The sequence below is a fragment of the Humitalea sp. 24SJ18S-53 genome (assembly GCF_050632385.1).
GTDB lineage: Bacteria > Pseudomonadota > Alphaproteobacteria > Acetobacterales > Acetobacteraceae > Humitalea.
This window is the reverse complement of sequence record NZ_CP192599.1, coordinates 44,758-59,369: the sequence shown is the minus strand read 5'-3', so window position 1 is coordinate 59,369 and position 14,612 is coordinate 44,758. Positions and strand designations below refer to the sequence as shown.

The following is a 14,612-nucleotide window of genomic DNA, read 5'->3' as shown; positions in this document are numbered from 1 at the left end:
GCATCGCGGGCCGGCGTCAACCGGCCCGCGTCACGCATCTCGCATCAGGCGTTGTCGTCGAAGCCGCCGCCATCGTCGTAGCCACCGGCCGCGTCATCATAGCCGCCACCCTGGTCGTCGTAGCCGCCGGAGGCGTCATTGCCCTGGTTGCCGGCATCGCCCTGCGTCCCCGCCGGATCGGTCCAGGGCGAGGAGGTCGGCACCGCATCCTGGCCAAAGCCGCCACCCGTCGTCGCCGCGGCGGCAGCCCCCCCGCCGCCCATCATGCCCATCAGCGCATTGCCCAGCACCAGGCCGCCGGCGACACCGGCCGCCGTCATCAGCGCGGTGCCGAGGAAGCCCGACCCGCCGCGCTGCTGCTGGAACATGCCCGGATTGCCGCCGGGCGGCATCATCGGCTGCGGCCGGGGCGGCATCATGGGCTGCTGGCGGTTGCCACCGCCGAACATGCCGCCGAACAACCCGCCACGCTGCGGCGCCTGGGCCTGCTGCGACATGCCCTGCAACTGCCATTCCAGGTCCTGGATGCGGTTCTGCGCCTCGACCAGCGCCGCTTCGGTGACGAAGGCGGTCTGGGTCAGGCGGTAGCGCGCCTCCGGGTAGCGGTTGAACAGTTCGAACAACAGGTTGTCCGCGTCACGATCGATCGGCGGCAGGGCCTGCTGCGGTGTCGGCGTGCTCGGCACGCTGCCCCAGGGGCTCGCGGCCGGGCGTGCCTGCTGCACGCCGGCGACCCGTTCCACGAAGGCGGTGATGATGCGGCGTTCTTCGTCGTTCATGGTCTGCGTCCCTTGCTGGCACCCGGCGGCCTGGGGGCCGGGAAAAATGAACCTCTGTCCATGTGGACCTTCACGAAGGGTCTATCAAGCGGGCGGCACGGATCGTCATCAGATCGTCGGGGGCAGGCCCAGGCGGCGCCATTCGATGACCGGGCAGCGATCCATCGCCACCACCACCCCGGCCGCCCGCGCCCGCGCCGCGGCGGCCTCATCCACCACGCCGAGTTGCAGCCACACCGACCGCGCGCCCAGGCTGACGGCCGCATCCACCACCGCCCCGGCATCGGCGCTGCGGCGGAACACGTCCACCATGTCCAGCGGCAGGGCCTCCTCCAACCCCGCCACAGTGGTGCCGCCCGGCAGCGGCCGCCCGGCCATGGCCGGGTTCACCGGCGTCACCGCATAGCCCCGCGCCACCAGGAAGGCCGAAACCCCGAAGGACGCGCGTCCCGGGCGGTCCGAGGCGCCGACCACGGCGATACGCCGGGTGGTGAGCAGGAGCTGGCGGATATCCGCGTCGGTCAGGGCATCGATCGTCATGCGCCGCAGACTGCCGGGCGCCATCGCCCAGGGGAAGGCACCCGGGCCTTCACCCCCCGTCAACCGCCGCGATGCGAGGCTACGCCCCGGCGGGGCTGATCCCGCGATGACCACAGCCGCCCCCGAAGCGGGGCGGGACGAAAGGCAGAATGCCGATGTCCAGCCATCACGATTCCGCGCCCGCCGCGGGTCTCGGCGCCGCCGGGGGCACCGCCTGGGCGGGGGCCGACGCCACTTGGCTGGCGGCATTGCGGGCCGAATGGGCCGGGCCGCCCGGCGCGCCGGTGCCGGTGGATGCATGGGGCCAGCCGGGCTGGGCGGATGCCGCCTTCGGCCAGATCGGCGCGACACTGCCCAAGGACGCGCAGACCAGCGCCCCGGATGAACCGCAGACCCCGCGCACGGCACCGTCGCCGCCCTGGCTGGCGACGTCCCGGCCCGGGGACTGGCTGTTCGGCTGAGCCACGTAACGCCCCTTGCGCGACTCCGGGCGCAGGGGCCACTTCTATTGGTGTGCTGCACCTCATCAAACTCTCGGTCGGAACGCGCGACATCGCCGGGCTTGCCGCCTGGCAGGCGGCGCGCGCCGTCGCCGAACCGCCGCTGCGCCACCAGACCCGGTCGCGCCCCAAGCGGGCGGCCGAGATCATCGACGGCGGCTCCATCTACTGGGTGATCCAGGGCGTGCTGCGGGTGCGCCAGCGCATCATCGACATCTCCGAAGACACCTGGGACGACGGCACATCCTGCGCCGGGCTGGTCCTGGACCCCGTGCTGGTGCCCGTCGCGGCGCGCCCGACCAAGCCCTTCCAGGGCTGGCGCTACCTGGACCCGGCGGCGGCCCCGCCCGACATCGCGGCGATGGCCGAAGCCAGCGGGATCGACGGACTGCCGCCGAAGCTATTGGCCGAATTGCAGGCGCTCTGCCTGCTCTGACGGCCCCTGGTCAGGCGACACGCCCCATCGCATGCGGCGCCAGGATCGCGTTGACGGCGCGGCAGCAGGGGGTCGGCACCCCGGCCGAGGCACCAAGCGCCACCACGCCGCCGGCCAGCCACGGCACCTCCAGCCGGTTCCCCGCCGCCAGGTCATGCGCCAGCGATGCGGTCATCGTCGGCGGCACGGTATCGGCGCGCGTCATGGCAGAGGCCGCTTCGTCCTCCGGCAGCGCCACGCCCAGCGCACGGCCGACGGCCACCACCTCGGCAAACACATCGGCCAGGAAGGCCCGCGCCAGGGGGTTCTCGCGAATCGGCCCGATGGGGGTGCGGACGCTTGCCGTCAGCGACGACAGCCCGGTCAGGAAGACGAATTTCTGCCAGATGGCGACGCGGATATCGGGCGGGATGGCGGCATCGATGCCGGCCTTCAGCGCCGCGGCCAGGAAGGCCTGCGCCACCGCCTCGCCGGCCGGGGCATAGGCGCCAAAAAGCAGCCGCTGCATTGGCCCGGTCTGCGCGATCACGCCGGGCCGGGCGATGGTGGTGGCGACATAGGCGACCCCGCCGAACAGCCGGTCGCGGCCAAAGGCCTCGGCCAGCATGTCGTCCTTGGTGACGCCGTTCTGCAACGACAACAGGCAGGTATTGGGGCCGACAAGGGGCCGGATCGCGTCGATCGCGGCAGCCGTGTCCCATAATTTCACATTGACCAGGATCAGGTCGGCCCGGCCGAGGCTGGCCGGGTCGTCGGTCGCGACCGGCTTGGGCACATGCACGGCCGGGCGCCCGCCGTCGCGTTCGATCACCAGACCATCCGCGCGCATCGCGGCCAGGTGACGGCCACGTGCGACAAAGGCGACATCGCCGCCATCCGCCGCCAGCAGCCCACCAAAATAGCCGCCGAGCCCGCCGGCCCCCATACAGACGATACGCATGTCGCAGCCCTCCGGTGAAATTTTGGGCATCCTGCGGCAGCCGCCCTGGCTGTCCACCCCCAAACCAGGCATGGCGGACGGGGCGTGGCGGCCGTGCTAACAGCACGTCATGCGACGGCAAGCGAAACGGCTGACCAGTGTATGCGCGGGGCTCGTCGTGGCGATGCTGTTCGTCGCGGGGCCGGCGCCCGCCCAGACCGCCCGTTCGGCCGACCCCGCCCGGCTGCGGGGCGCGGAACGCGACCAGGCCGAACGCGCCCGCGAAGCCCAGGCCGCCGCCGCCGCCGCCGAAGCCGCCGCCGAACGCGAAGCCGGCCTGGCCCAGGCGCGCGTCGCCGCCGCCGCCCGCGCCCAGGCCTCCGAAGCGGCCGAGGAAGCCGCCCAGCAGCGCGCCGAACGCGCCGCCACCACCGCCCAGACCGCCGTCGCGATCGCAGCGGCGCGGGAGGCCGACCTCGCCCCCCTGATCCCCGTGCTGCGCCGCCTGGCGCTGCTGCCCGACGCCTCCCTGCTCGCAGCGCCAGGCGAACCGGAACAGACCCTGCGCGCGCTGATCGTGCTGCGCGCCCTGGCGCGCGAGGCCCAGGCGGCGGCCGCCACCGCCCGCCAGGCCGATGCCGCCGCGCGACGCGACGCGACAGCGGCGCTGGATGCGGCCGAGGCGCTGGCCACCGCCCGGGTCGATGCGCGCAACGCCGCCGCCGCCGTGGACCGCGAACTCACCGCCGCCCGCCAGCGGCGGGGCGCCGCCGAAGCGGCCGAGGAAGCCGCCGCCCGCCGCGCGACCGAGGCCGCCGCCCGTGCCACCGACCTGCGCGAGGCCATCGCCCGGCTGGAAACCGAACGCGCCGAGGAGGCCGCGCGCCGGGCCGAAACCTCTCGCCGCGCCGCCGCCGAACGCGACGCGCGCCAGGCCCGCGCCCGGGCCGATGCCGAATCCCGCCGTGCCGCCCGCACCCCCGAACCGCCGCCGCCCGCCGCCGTCGCGCGCCGCGCAGATCCGGCCGCGCGTGGCACGGATTCCGTGGTCGCCTCGGCCGGCCGGGCCGCCCCGGTCGCCGGCCGCACCCTGCGCGGCTTTGGCGACCAGGGCCCGGGCGGGCCATCGCGCGGGCTGACCGTGGCGGCCAATCCGGGGGCACGGGTGGTCAGCCCCTGTGCAGGGCGCACCGCCTTCGCCGCCCCCTTTCGGTCCTATGGGTTGTTACTTATCGTGGATTGCGGCGGCGGCTACCATGTGGTGCTGGCCGGGCTGGAACGGCTGGACGCCGCCCCCGGCGGGCGCCTGCTGGCCGGCGAACCGGTGGGCGTGCTGGGCAATGCGGCCGATGGCGCAAGGCCGACGCTCTATGTCGAATTGCGACGCAATGGCCAGCCGGTGGACCCCGCCGCCTGGTTCGCCCGGCGCGGTTGAGCGGGCAACGCGATACATTCCCCAGCAATTTCATGCCGGATGGCGCTGGCATGGCGCTTGAATGGGGCCATGTGGTGGCGGGGCGCGGGACATCGCCCGCCCCCCCTGAGACACCGTGTTACGGTTGTGTTGTTGGAAGCCAGGCCCGTGTTGAGGCATGATACATAAGACAGGGTCGATAACCCCCGGCGGCGCACCCCTCTCCGCGCCCGGGACGACAACAGCCGCGCCCGGTGCGCGGCGGAAGGAGCGATGCGTGGCGGACCAGCAGCAGGCAGACAAGATGACGACCGCAACCACGGTCGCGCCGAAGCCACGGCGCGTGCTGCGTGGCGCCGGCATCATCGCCGCCTTCTCGGCCGGGCTTGTGGTCGGGCCACTGGTCGCGGCCTGGGCCCAGGATGCCGGCCGGGCCGACACCTATCGCCTGCTGAACCTGTTCGGCGACGTCTTCGAACGGGTCCGCGCCGAATACGTGGAACCGGTCGTGGACCGCGACGTGATCGAAAACGCGATCAACGGCATGTTGCAGGGGCTGGACCCGCATTCCTCCTACATGAACCCGCGCTCCTTCCGCGACATGCAGGTGCAGACGCGCGGTGAGTTCGGCGGCCTCGGGATCGAGGTCACCCAGGAAGGCGGCTATGTGAAGGTCATCTCCCCGATCGACGACACGCCCGCGGCCCGCGCCGGCGTGCGCCCGGGCGACCTGATCACCCATATCAACGGCAATTCGGTGCAGGGCCTGTCGCTGCAGGAAGCCGTCGAACAGATGCGCGGCGAACGCGGCAGCGTGATCCGCCTGACCATCCGCCGCGAAGCGACGCCCGCGCCGGTCGAGTTGAGCCTGACCCGCGACGTGATCCGCCCGCAGGTCGTGCGTTTCCGGCTGGAGGGCGGGGACATCGGCTACATCCGCCTCGCCTCCTTCAACGAGCAGACCGACGCCGCGATGCGCCGGGCGATGACCGACCTGCGCCGCCAGGCGGGCAACAACCTCAAGGGCATCGTGCTGGACCTGCGCAACAACCCGGGCGGGCTGCTGGACCAGGCGGTGCAGGTGTCGGACGACTTCCTGGAACAGGGCGAGATCGTCTCCACCCGCGCCCGCCGGCCGGAGGATGCGCAGCGCTGGAACGCGCGCCCGGGCGACATCGCCCAGGGGCTGCCCATCGTGGTCCTGGTCAATGGCGGCAGCGCCAGTGCGTCGGAAATCGTCGCCGGCGCCTTGCAGGACCACCGCCGCGCGGTGGTCATGGGCGTGAAATCCTTCGGCAAGGGCAGCGTCCAGACCGTGATGCCTCTGCCCGGCCAGGGCGCCATCCGGCTGACCACGGCGCGCTACTACACGCCCTCTGGCCGCAGCATCCAGGCGACCGGGATCGAGCCGGATGTGGAGGTGCTGGCCGCCCGGCCGGATGCCGCCAATACCGCCGCCCAGCGCGACCGGGAGGCCGATCTGCGCCGATCCCTGCGCAACGACGGCCAGGCGGCCGGGGCGGTGACCCCGCCGCCGCTGCCACCGCTGAACCTGCCGGCCGGGGTGCTGGACCGGGTGCAGCGCATGCCGGCCGAAGGGGCGGCCGCCTTCGACCCGACCAAGCCCGAGACGGATTTCCAGTTGCAGCAGGCGAATGCGCTGCTGCGCGCCTGGGCCGCGGCGGCACCGCAACGCCGCGCCGCACGCTGACCCGGGGCCACCCGTCATGAGCGGGGGGCTTTCCCGGCCGAAAGGCTGGACTGCGCTATGGGTGTTCTGGGGCCTGGCCATCGCCGGGCTGGGCGCCGGCGCGTTCGTCCTCCACCGGATGGGACCGCCCGACGTGGCGGCGCCCCAGGCGGTCGTGGACGAGCCGCCCGTCATGGCGGAACCCGCGCCGGTCCCCGTCCCATCGCCCATCCCGCTGCTCGCCGAAGGCCCGTCGATGCCCGCCCCGGTGATCGAACCGCCAGCGGCGCCGGTTGAACCCGCCGTGGCCGAGGCGCCGGCCATGGCCGAACCCGTCGCACCGCCGCCAGCCCCCGCCGCGCCATCGCCACCGCCGCTGGCCGGCCCCGCGCCGGCCCAGGGCATGGCCGACCGCCCGATCGCCCCGGTCGATCCCGCGCTGACCGAACCATCCCGCCACGGGCCGCTGCCCAAGGTCGGGGCCGATGGCCGGACCTCGATCCGCGTCTATGCCCGCCCCTTCGACCGGGCCGACCAGCGCCCGCGAATCGCCATCGTGGTCGGCAACATCGGGCTGAACGCCCCGCTGTCCGAGGATGCGATCCGTCGCCTGCCAAGTGCCGCGACCCTGGCCTTTTCCCCCTATGCCCCGCGCAACGCCCCGCTGCTGGACCGTGCCCGCGCCCGGGGCATGGAAACCCTGACCGCGCTGCCGCTGGAACCGACCGGCTATCCCCTGAACGACCCGGGCGACCGCGCGCTGCTGACCGGCAACCCGCCATCGGAAAACGCTGACCGGCTGGACTGGGCCTTGTCGCGCATCCAGGGCCAGGTCGGCGCGATCGGGGCACTCGGCCCCTTGCGCGGCGAAAGGTTCGCCGCGGTGCCGGAGATGATCGGCCAGGTGCAGGACACGCTGCGCGGGCGCGGCTTGCTCTACCTGGACCCCCGCCCCGGGGCGGGCACCCCGGCGCGCGCCTGGGGCCGTGGCGTGGACCTGGTGGTGGATGACCTCGCGACCCGTGGCGAGATCGAACGCCGCCTGGCCGAATTGGAACGCATCGCGCGCGACCGGGGGTCGGCGCTGGGCCTGGCCTCCGACCCCGCCCCCGTCGTGGTCGAACGCATCGCCGCCTGGGCCGCGGGGCTGGAACAGCGTGGCTTTGTCCTGACCCCCGTCACCATGCTGATCCGGCGTGGCGACAACGTGCCGCGCCCGGAAGCATCCCGATGACCGACCTGCCCTACCGCCCCAATGTCGGCGCCGTGCTGTTCAACCCCGCCGGGCTGGTCTTTGTTGCCCGCCGGGCGCCGCACCCCGGGCGCGACACCGCCGCGGGCGCCTGGCAATTCCCGCAAGGGGGCTTGGACAAGCACGAGGACCCGCGAACCGCCGTCCTACGCGAATTGGCCGAGGAAATCGGCACCGACCGCGCCGAGATCATCGGCGAAATCCCCGACTGGCTGACCTACGACCTGCCGGTCCACCTGATCGGCGTCGCCTGGAAGGGCAAGTATCGCGGCCAGACCCAGAAATGGTTCGCGCTGCGTTTTTGGGGCGATGACGCGGACATCCGCCTGGATGCGGACGACCACCCGGAATTCGATATCTGGCGCTGGATGCCCCTGGCCGAAACGCCGCTGCTGGCGGTGGATTTCAAGCGCCCGATCTATGATCGCGTGGCGGCGGAATTCGCGAGGTTCGCTACAACTCCGGCATGATTCGCTTCATGAAGCCGTCGAACAGCGGCACGGTGAAGGCCGTGTCGCCATGCGACTGGCTGAAGATCATGCCCTTGGAGATGAGCGTGTTCCGCAACGGCGCCACCGTCGTGACCTTCTTGCCGAGTTTTTCAGCGATGTCGCCCGACCGGTGCGGCCCGGCCCCGAGTTCGGCCATCGCGCGCATGTAGCGCTTTTCGGCTGGTGTCAGCCGGTCGAAGCGCACCCTGAAAAAGCTCGCATCCAGCTCCGCCAAGGCAGCAATGGTCGCGGCACTGGCGTCGGATTCGTCGATGGGCGACGCGTCCGCCATGTTCCAACTGTGCTTGGCCCATTCCTGCAGGAAATACGGATAGCCCTGGGTCTGCCGCAGGATTTCCGCGACGGCGGCGTCGGTGAAGGCCACGCCCTCCTTGGTCGCCGGCTTGCGCAACGCATCCCGCGCCGCCGCATCGGTCAGGCGGTCGATCCGGGAGAATTCGAACAGACGCTCGGCATATGATTTGGCCCGCCCGGTCTGCCCGACGAGTTGCGGCAAGCCTGCCGCGATCATGGTCACCGGCAACTGGCGCTGACTGACCTGGTGCAAGGCTGAGATGAGGGCGGCGAGCTGCTCCTCCGGCACATATTGCAGTTCGTCGATCGACAGGACCACCGCCGTGCCGCGTTCCTCCGCGGCATCGCCGACCGCCTGGAACAGGTCGGCAAGATCGAGTTCGAGGTCGCCACTATCGGCCACCCCAGGGTCGGACCCGGTGTCCATGCTGAGTTCGATGTCGCTGTACTTCACCTTCAGCGCGCCGATGAAATTGCCCAGCGCGCGCATGGCTTTCTGCGCGCCCGCACGCACGGCCTGGCCGCGGCTCAGCCCAAACAGCGTCGCGCGCAGGGCCGGCGCGATGATCGCCGGCAGGGATCGGCCCTCCGGCGCCTCGATGCTGACGGCGGCGAAACCGCGCGCCTCGGCATCCATCCTGATCTTGTTCAGGAGCACGGTTTTCCCGACCCCCCGCAAGCCATACAGGATCACGCTTCGCGCGGCCCGCTTGGCCCTGATGCGGTCGAGGCCGATCGCGGCGCGCTCGATCAGATCGTCGCGCCCGGCGAGTTCAGGTGGCGGATAGCCCGCCCCCGGCGCGTAGGGGTTTTGTCGCGGATCCAAGTCAATCGACCTTATTCGAGTTTATCCAATTTCGATAACATCTGGCGGCCGGCCAATTCAAGGAAGATTAGGAAAGTTACTGAATTTTGATAACTTCCCATAAACTCGCTTGAATTACCCCCGCCCCAGCAGCCCGGCCAAGGGTTGCTCGTCGGCCTCCGGCAAGTCATGCAGCGCCTCATACGAGGTCGCCGCGTCCTCCGCCGATATGCCACCGCAGGCCGCGAGCCAGCCCAGGAACACCCGCCACAGCGCCAGCACATCCGACGCGCAATAGGCGCCGATGCCAGCGTAATCGCCGGCCTGGGCGCGCGGTTCCACCTGCAAGCCATCCATCCCTTCGGGCTTGGCGGAAACACCGATCACCGCCGCGGCCTCGGCCAGCGACGGGCGGGTGGTGGCGCCGAAATCCGACAGCAATTCGCAAAGATCGAGATGCTGTACGGAGAATCTCTTGGTGTAGTGATCGCCCCGGAACAGCGCGGGTGCTGCGATGCCATGCGCCATGCAGCGCCAGCGCAGCACCGGCAGGTCGAAGCCACGGGTGTTGAAGCCGACCAGGGTTGGGCGGTCCTCAAGCACACGAACAAAGCGTTTGATCAGCGTGGGTTCGTCGTGGTCGCCAGCGTGGCGGACGGCAAAGCGGGTCGGGCGGAAGGGCGCCTCAAAATCCTCGCGTTCGGCCAGCAGCAGCCCGACGCAGACGATCTTGTGCAGCGGCGCCTTCACGAAGGCCTTGCCCGGCGCATCGGTCGCGCGGGCGTAGCGCGCATCCAGCGCGGCCCGCAGCGCCACGGCATCCAGCGCCCCGTCCGGGTCGAGCATGCGGCGCGCGGCCTCCATATCCGGCACGGTTTCCAGGTCGAAGACACAGACGCGATCCATGCGGCAGCCTCGCACAATGGGGCGATCTTCTCTATGGCGTGGGCCATGGCGCGCATTTGGTTGGTTCTCGGTTCCCTGGCGGGGTTTTTGGCCGTCGCCCTTTCGGCCTACGCCGCGCATGGCCTGGCCGCACGGCCGGATGCCGCGCGGTTGGCGGTCGCCAATGCGCTGGACATGCAGGGGTGGCACGCGCTGGCCCTGCTGGCCGTTGGGCTGCTGGCCGATCGGCGGACAGGGCTGGTCGTGCATCTGGCCGGCGGCGCCTTTGCCATCGGGCTGGTGCTGTTCTGCGGTGCGGTCTGGTGGGGCGCGCTGGTGGGCGTGTCGCTCGGGCCGGTGGCCCCCATTGGCGGCACGTTGCTGATGGTTGGCTGGCTGCTGCTGGCCCTCGCGGCGGCCACCAAGTGATCGCCGCCGCTTACCTCGCCGCCGAGGGTTTTGAGTCCGTCCTGGAGGAAGAACTCACCCGCAGCGGCCGAAGCATCTCCGGCTGGCACGGACCGCTGGCGCTGTCGCCCGAACTGCCCGGTCCCTCGGCCTGGGCGCTGGAGGTCTGGACCGACCCGCGCGACATCCCCATCGCCAGCATCAAGACCGCCGCCGCGGCCCTACGCGGCATGCAGCGCAATTGGGCGCTGCTGCCCGTGCTGTTCCACCGCCGTGCCGCGCTGATCGAAGCCGCCCTGCCCCCGGTCAAGGCACGCCCGCTGGTCTTCCCGGAAGCCGCGCCCACCGGGCATCTGGGTGGCTGGACCCTGCTGGCCCCCGACCGCCTGCTGGCCAGCCCGACCAAGACCAGCCCCTTCGTCAACGGCGCCGTGCGCTTCATCGAGGACCGGCAAGGCCCACCCTCCCGCGCCTATCTGAAATTATGGGAGGCGTTGACGCGCATCGGCCGCTGGCCAGGGCCGGGCGAGCGCTGCCTGGACCTCGGCGCCAGCCCCGGCGGCTGGACCTGGGCCATCGCCGAACTCGGCGCCTCGGTCGTCGCAGTCGACAAGGCGCCGCTGGACCCGCTGGTCGCCGCGATGCCCGGCGTGACGGAACGGCACGAAAGCGCCTTCGGTCTCGCCCCCGAACCGGTGGACTGGCTGTTCAGCGACGTCATCTGCTACCCGGCCCGGCTGCTCGGCCTGGTGCAACGCTGGATCGCCGCCGATGCGGCCAAGAACATCGTCTGCACCATCAAGTTCCAGGGCGAGACGGATTTCGCAACGCTGGACGGGTTTGCCGCGATCCCCGGCGCGATGCTGTTCCACGGCGCGCACAACAAGCATGAGGTCATGTTCGCCCGGCTTGGCTGACGGAGCCTCTGGCACGCGCCATGCGTTGCCTGGACCGCGCCAACGGATGGCGCGGAACCACGGAGGTTCACGATGGTCACCCCGATTGGCGCGATTGACGCCCCAAGCAGCCGCGAACAACGCTTTCCCCGCGACGTGGAGGGCGGCGACTTCGTGCAACTGCGCGCGCGCATCGAACCGGCGGCGGCACAAACTGCCGCTGCCCCGGCAATTGCTGCCGGGGCCACGGCAGGAATTGCCCCGCCCGTGGACCTCTTCACCAAGATCGACACCGACCAGAACGGCGCCTTGAGCGAAGCGGAACTGGAAGCGGCACGGCCACGACAGCCATCGCCCGGGGCGCGGCTCAGCGGCGACCTGATGGTGGCGCTGTTCCGCGACCAGGAAAGCCAGGCGGCGGCCAGCCCCATGTCCGACCGCGCGCGGCAGTGGCTGGAAAGGATCCAGCGCACGGCGGTGCCCAGCACGGTCGCCGCCACCGCCTGACCCCGCTAGCATCCCCCAAAACAAGCGGGGAACGGGACATGCGCGCATGCTTTATCGACGCCGGCGACGGGCTGGCCGATGTGCTCACACGGCTGCGCCGGGCGGATGATCCGCCGATCACCCTCAACGACGCCGCCGATGTCGCGCATGACGCGCTGCCCGGGCTGCTGGCGGGGCATGAGATCGCGATCATCGACCACACCACCCTGCCGACCGACGTGGCGAAGCGCTGCGCGGGGCTGAAGCACGTGGTCTTCCTCGGCACCGGCGCCCGCTCCTACATGAACCCCGAGGAACTGGCCGCCGAATGCGGGATCGAGGTCCATATCATCAAGGGCTATGGCGACACCGCCGTCGCGGAAATGGCTTTTGCCTTGATGTGGGCCGCGGCCAAGGGGTTGGCACGCATGGATGGAGCCATGCGACGCGGCGAATGGCTGCGGACGGAGGGCGTGGAACTGACCGGCAAGACGGTCGGGCTGCTCGGCTTTGGCGGGATCGCGGCGGACATGGCGCGGCTGTGCCAGGGCGCCGGGATGCGGGTCATCGCCTGGAACCGCACCCCCAAATCCCATCCCGGCGTCACCTTCGTGCCGCTCGAAACCCTGCTCGCCGAGAGCAAGGTCTTGTCCATCCACCTGCTGCTGAACGACGATACCCAAGGGCTCTTGTCCCGTGCCCGGCTGGCGGCGATGCAGCCTGGCGCCATCCTGATCAACACCGCACGCGGCGCGGTGGTGGATGAAGCAGCGCTGGCCGAGGCGCTGGAATCCGGCCACCTCAGCCACGCCGGGCTGGACGTCTTTGGCGTGGAACCGCTGCCGGCAGGCCACCCCTTCACCCAATTGCCGAACACCACCCTGGCCGCGCATTCGGGGTTCCGCACGGCGGAAGCCACGGACAAGCTGCTTCTGGCGGCGCTGGACCATTGCCGCAGGATCGCCGCGGGATAGGTCAGTCGATCAGGTCGGGGTCCCCGGTAAAATCCAGCGCGGCCACCGTGCCGCCATGGAACACCGCGCCCAGCCCCTCCAGCACGACGCCCTCCAGATCCTCGGCAAAATCCTCCGCATCGTCGATCGGGATGTAGCCGACGGCGGCCCGCGCCGCGTGATCCCCACCCCAGAGCGCGCGGGTATTCGCCGACACGCCATAGAGCACCAGGAAGTGGAAGGCCGGCGCGGTCACGCAGGCCACCGCCAGCCGCGCCATGTCGCCATGGCTGATCCAGCCGCCCAGTTCGCGCGCATTGCCCGGCCGGGCGCGAAAGGCGCCGATGCGCAGGCATGCGATCTCCATCCCATGCTTGTCGGCGTAGAGCCGGCCCATCGCCTCGCCAAACACCTTGCTGACGCCGTAATGCCCATCGGGGCGCGGCGGTTCCCGCGTGCCGATCGGTTGGCCGGCGCGGTAGAAGCCGATGACGTGGTTGCTGCTGGCGAAGATCATGCGGCGCACGCCCGATTTGCGCGCCGCCTCGAACAACAGATGCGTGCCGAGGGTATTGGCGTGGAAAATCTCGGCGGGCGTGCCGCCGGTTTCGCGCGGGATCCCGGCCAGGTGGATGATGCAGTCCACATCCCGCGTCACGTCATCGGCGACACCCGGCGCGGTCAGGTCGCCCAGCCACAATTCCTCATGTGGCTGCGGGTCGGGGATCGGGCGGATGTCGAACAGCCGCACCGCCCCGGCGACATCACGCAAGGCTGGGCGCAGCACGCTGCCGATCTCACCGGCGGCCCCCGTGATCAGCAGGCGGCGCATCAGCCTTCCACCGTGATCTTCGCGGCCTCCACGATGCGGCCGAATTTCTCGGATTCCGCGACGACGAAGGCGCGCGACTGGGCCAGGGTCATCGACTGCACCAGCAGCCCCTGGGCTTCGAATTTTCCGCGCAACTCCGGGTCGGCCACGGCGCCCGCGACGGCGGCGTGCAGGCGTTCCATGATCGGCTCCGGCGTCGCGGCCGGGGCGAAGACGCCAAAGAAGTTCACCAGTTCATAGGCCGCCAGCGGCGCGTATTCCGACACCGATGGCACGCCCGGCAGTTGCGGCATGCGCTCCTTGGACGTGACGGCGATGGCGCGGATGCGGCCCTCGCGGATCAGCGGCAGGCCGGATGCCAGGCTGTTGTAGCCGAACTGCACCTGGCCGGACGCGATATCCAGCACCGCCTGGCCGGACCCGCGATAGGGCACATGCACCGTGTTGACCTGCGCCAGGTGGTTCAGCAACTCGCCGGCCAGATGCTGCGGATTGGCGATGCCGGAGGAGGAGTAGGACAACCGCCCGGGATTTTCCCGCGCGAAGGCGACCAATTCCTCGACGGTCGAAAACGGCGCCTGGGGGTAGCCCATCAGCACATTGGGCACCTTCACCACGATCATCACCGGGCGCAGGTCGCGGATCGGGTCATAGGCCATGCGGCCACGGAAAATGTGCTGGTTCACCGCGGTTTCGCCGGCGCCGCCCAGCATCAGCGTGGCGCCATCCGGCGCCGCCTGGGCCAGCGCCTGGGCGGCGATCATGCCGCTGGCGCCGCTGCGGTTTTCCACCACGACGGTCTGGCCCAGGGCCGCGCGCAAGGGATCGGCCAGCAGCCGGGCGGAAATGTCCTGCCCGCCGCCGGCGGCATAGGGCACCAGGAAGCGGATGCTGCGGTCCTGTGCGGCCGCGGGGCGGATGGCCGCGGTGGCGAGCGCGCTGGCGCCCAGGATGCGTCGGGTGATCATGGTGCCATTCCCCCTGTTTCGATGGCCTTCTTCGGGCCAATTC

17 protein-coding genes are annotated in these 14,612 nt (G+C 71.0%); 10 read left to right on the top strand and 7 right to left on the bottom strand.

All coding sequences use genetic code 11. From position 1 onward, the window contains the following. Positions 1-44: 44 nt before the first annotated feature. Both ACQW02_RS00300 and ACQW02_RS00295 read right to left on the bottom strand, forming a co-directional pair. Positions 45-779 (bottom strand): DUF2076 domain-containing protein, encoded by a 735-nt coding sequence (locus tag ACQW02_RS00300; protein WP_431283278.1) that lies wholly within the window; start codon positions 777-779, stop codon positions 45-47. Positions 780-887: 108 nt separating this feature from the next. Beyond that, on the bottom strand, positions 888-1,319 hold the full coding sequence (locus ACQW02_RS00295) for a CoA-binding protein (RefSeq protein WP_431283277.1): 432 nt from the start codon (positions 1,317-1,319) through the stop codon (positions 888-890). 155 nt (positions 1,320-1,474) lie between these two features. Between ACQW02_RS00295 and ACQW02_RS00290 the strand changes: the two genes are divergently transcribed. Together ACQW02_RS00290 and ACQW02_RS00285 are read left to right on the top strand one after the other, a co-directional pair. Continuing rightward, the gene (locus ACQW02_RS00290) at positions 1,475-1,780 is read left to right on the top strand and encodes a hypothetical protein (protein ID WP_431283276.1); all 306 of its coding nucleotides are present in this window, start codon (positions 1,475-1,477) and stop codon (positions 1,778-1,780) included. A 52-nt stretch (positions 1,781-1,832) separates the two neighbouring features. After that, complete coding sequence (locus ACQW02_RS00285) at positions 1,833-2,255, top strand: DUF1489 family protein (RefSeq protein ID WP_431283275.1); 423 nt, start codon at positions 1,833-1,835, stop codon at positions 2,253-2,255. A 10-nt stretch (positions 2,256-2,265) separates the two neighbouring features. Here the strand turns inward: ACQW02_RS00285 and ACQW02_RS00280 are convergent, their stop codons facing one another. Continuing rightward, a complete protein-coding gene (locus ACQW02_RS00280) occupies positions 2,266-3,195 on the bottom strand; it encodes a ketopantoate reductase family protein (RefSeq protein ID WP_431283274.1) in 930 nt (309 codons plus the stop codon). 163 nt (positions 3,196-3,358) lie between these two features. On the opposite strand from ACQW02_RS00280, the gene ACQW02_RS00275 reads away from it, so the two are divergent. The 4 genes from ACQW02_RS00275 (at position 3,359) to ACQW02_RS00260 (ending at position 8,000) form a co-directional block, all read left to right on the top strand. After that, the gene (locus ACQW02_RS00275) at positions 3,359-4,609 is read left to right on the top strand and encodes a murein hydrolase activator EnvC family protein (protein WP_431285987.1); all 1,251 of its coding nucleotides are present in this window, start codon (positions 3,359-3,361) and stop codon (positions 4,607-4,609) included. 283 nt (positions 4,610-4,892) lie between these two features. After that, positions 4,893-6,299 (top strand): S41 family peptidase, encoded by a 1,407-nt coding sequence (locus tag ACQW02_RS00270; RefSeq protein ID WP_431283273.1) that lies wholly within the window; start codon positions 4,893-4,895, stop codon positions 6,297-6,299. A gap of 16 nt (positions 6,300-6,315) precedes the next feature. Beyond that, positions 6,316-7,512 carry a divergent polysaccharide deacetylase family protein gene (locus tag ACQW02_RS00265; RefSeq protein WP_431283272.1) on the top strand — a complete coding sequence of 399 codons (1,197 nt, stop codon included), beginning with the start codon at positions 6,316-6,318 and terminating at the stop codon, positions 7,510-7,512. Next, positions 7,509-8,000 (top strand): RNA pyrophosphohydrolase, encoded by a 492-nt coding sequence (locus ACQW02_RS00260; RefSeq protein WP_431283271.1) that lies wholly within the window; start codon positions 7,509-7,511, stop codon positions 7,998-8,000. The genes ACQW02_RS00265 and ACQW02_RS00260 overlap by 4 nt, the downstream gene beginning before the upstream one ends. Here the strand turns inward: ACQW02_RS00260 and ACQW02_RS00255 are convergent. Both ACQW02_RS00255 and ACQW02_RS00250 read right to left on the bottom strand, forming a co-directional pair. Continuing rightward, positions 7,984-9,162 (bottom strand): ATP-binding protein, encoded by a 1,179-nt coding sequence (locus ACQW02_RS00255; RefSeq protein WP_431283270.1) that lies wholly within the window; start codon positions 9,160-9,162, stop codon positions 7,984-7,986. The two genes, ACQW02_RS00260 and ACQW02_RS00255, sit on opposite strands and share 17 nt — an antisense overlap. A gap of 114 nt (positions 9,163-9,276) precedes the next feature. Beyond that, positions 9,277-10,047 (bottom strand): 3'-5' exonuclease, encoded by a 771-nt coding sequence (locus ACQW02_RS00250; protein ID WP_431283269.1) that lies wholly within the window; start codon positions 10,045-10,047, stop codon positions 9,277-9,279. 45 nt (positions 10,048-10,092) lie between these two features. Between ACQW02_RS00250 and ACQW02_RS00245 the strand changes: the two genes are divergently transcribed. From ACQW02_RS00245 to ACQW02_RS00230, 4 genes are all read left to right on the top strand, one after another. Beyond that, positions 10,093-10,455, top strand: coding sequence for a DUF423 domain-containing protein (locus ACQW02_RS00245; RefSeq protein ID WP_431283268.1), 363 nt, complete (start codon positions 10,093-10,095; stop codon positions 10,453-10,455). Next, positions 10,452-11,351 (top strand): SAM-dependent methyltransferase, encoded by a 900-nt coding sequence (locus ACQW02_RS00240; protein WP_431283267.1) that lies wholly within the window; start codon positions 10,452-10,454, stop codon positions 11,349-11,351. Before ACQW02_RS00245 ends, ACQW02_RS00240 begins: the two co-directional genes overlap by 4 nt. Positions 11,352-11,423: 72 nt before the next feature. Continuing rightward, positions 11,424-11,837, top strand: a complete 414-nt coding sequence (locus ACQW02_RS00235) for a hypothetical protein (RefSeq protein ID WP_431283266.1) — start codon at positions 11,424-11,426, stop codon at positions 11,835-11,837. A 38-nt stretch (positions 11,838-11,875) separates the two neighbouring features. After that, positions 11,876-12,790 carry an NAD(P)-dependent oxidoreductase gene (locus tag ACQW02_RS00230; RefSeq protein WP_431283265.1) on the top strand — a complete coding sequence of 305 codons (915 nt, stop codon included), beginning with the start codon at positions 11,876-11,878 and terminating at the stop codon, positions 12,788-12,790. A gap of 1 nt (position 12,791) precedes the next feature. Here ACQW02_RS00230 and ACQW02_RS00225 read toward each other — a convergent pair whose 3' ends face one another. Beyond that, positions 12,792-13,601 carry an NAD-dependent epimerase/dehydratase family protein gene (locus ACQW02_RS00225; protein ID WP_431283264.1) on the bottom strand — a complete coding sequence of 270 codons (810 nt, stop codon included), beginning with the start codon at positions 13,599-13,601 and terminating at the stop codon, positions 12,792-12,794. Then, on the bottom strand, positions 13,601-14,569 hold the full coding sequence (locus ACQW02_RS00220; protein WP_431283263.1) for a Bug family tripartite tricarboxylate transporter substrate binding protein: 969 nt from the start codon (positions 14,567-14,569) through the stop codon (positions 13,601-13,603). The genes ACQW02_RS00225 and ACQW02_RS00220 overlap by 1 nt, the downstream gene beginning before the upstream one ends. Positions 14,570-14,612: the final 43 nt, after the last annotated feature.

What these genes read in the sequence shown, in the direction of transcription:
- ACQW02_RS00300 (WP_431283278.1), bottom strand. Translation starts at nt 779, where the DNA reads ATGAACGACGAAGAACGCCGCATCATCACCGCCTTCGTGGAACGGGTC.
- ACQW02_RS00295 (WP_431283277.1), bottom strand. Translation starts at nt 1,319, where the DNA reads ATGACGATCGATGCCCTGACCGACGCGGATATCCGCCAGCTCCTGCTC.
- ACQW02_RS00290 (WP_431283276.1), top strand. Translation starts at nt 1,475, where the DNA reads ATGTCCAGCCATCACGATTCCGCGCCCGCCGCGGGTCTCGGCGCCGCC.
- ACQW02_RS00280 (WP_431283274.1), bottom strand. Translation starts at nt 3,195, where the DNA reads ATGCGTATCGTCTGTATGGGGGCCGGCGGGCTCGGCGGCTATTTTGGT.
- ACQW02_RS00275 (WP_431285987.1), top strand. Translation starts at nt 3,359, where the DNA reads ATGCTGTTCGTCGCGGGGCCGGCGCCCGCCCAGACCGCCCGTTCGGCC.
- ACQW02_RS00270 (WP_431283273.1), top strand. Translation starts at nt 4,893, where the DNA reads ATGACGACCGCAACCACGGTCGCGCCGAAGCCACGGCGCGTGCTGCGT.
- ACQW02_RS00265 (WP_431283272.1), top strand. Translation starts at nt 6,316, where the DNA reads ATGAGCGGGGGGCTTTCCCGGCCGAAAGGCTGGACTGCGCTATGGGTG.
- ACQW02_RS00260 (WP_431283271.1), top strand. Translation starts at nt 7,509, where the DNA reads ATGACCGACCTGCCCTACCGCCCCAATGTCGGCGCCGTGCTGTTCAAC.
- ACQW02_RS00250 (WP_431283269.1), bottom strand. Translation starts at nt 10,047, where the DNA reads ATGGATCGCGTCTGTGTCTTCGACCTGGAAACCGTGCCGGATATGGAG.
- ACQW02_RS00245 (WP_431283268.1), top strand. Translation starts at nt 10,093, where the DNA reads ATGGCGCGCATTTGGTTGGTTCTCGGTTCCCTGGCGGGGTTTTTGGCC.
- ACQW02_RS00235 (WP_431283266.1), top strand. Translation starts at nt 11,424, where the DNA reads ATGGTCACCCCGATTGGCGCGATTGACGCCCCAAGCAGCCGCGAACAA.
- ACQW02_RS00230 (WP_431283265.1), top strand. Translation starts at nt 11,876, where the DNA reads ATGCGCGCATGCTTTATCGACGCCGGCGACGGGCTGGCCGATGTGCTC.
- ACQW02_RS00225 (WP_431283264.1), bottom strand. Translation starts at nt 13,601, where the DNA reads ATGCGCCGCCTGCTGATCACGGGGGCCGCCGGTGAGATCGGCAGCGTG.
- ACQW02_RS00220 (WP_431283263.1), bottom strand. Translation starts at nt 14,569, where the DNA reads ATGATCACCCGACGCATCCTGGGCGCCAGCGCGCTCGCCACCGCGGCC.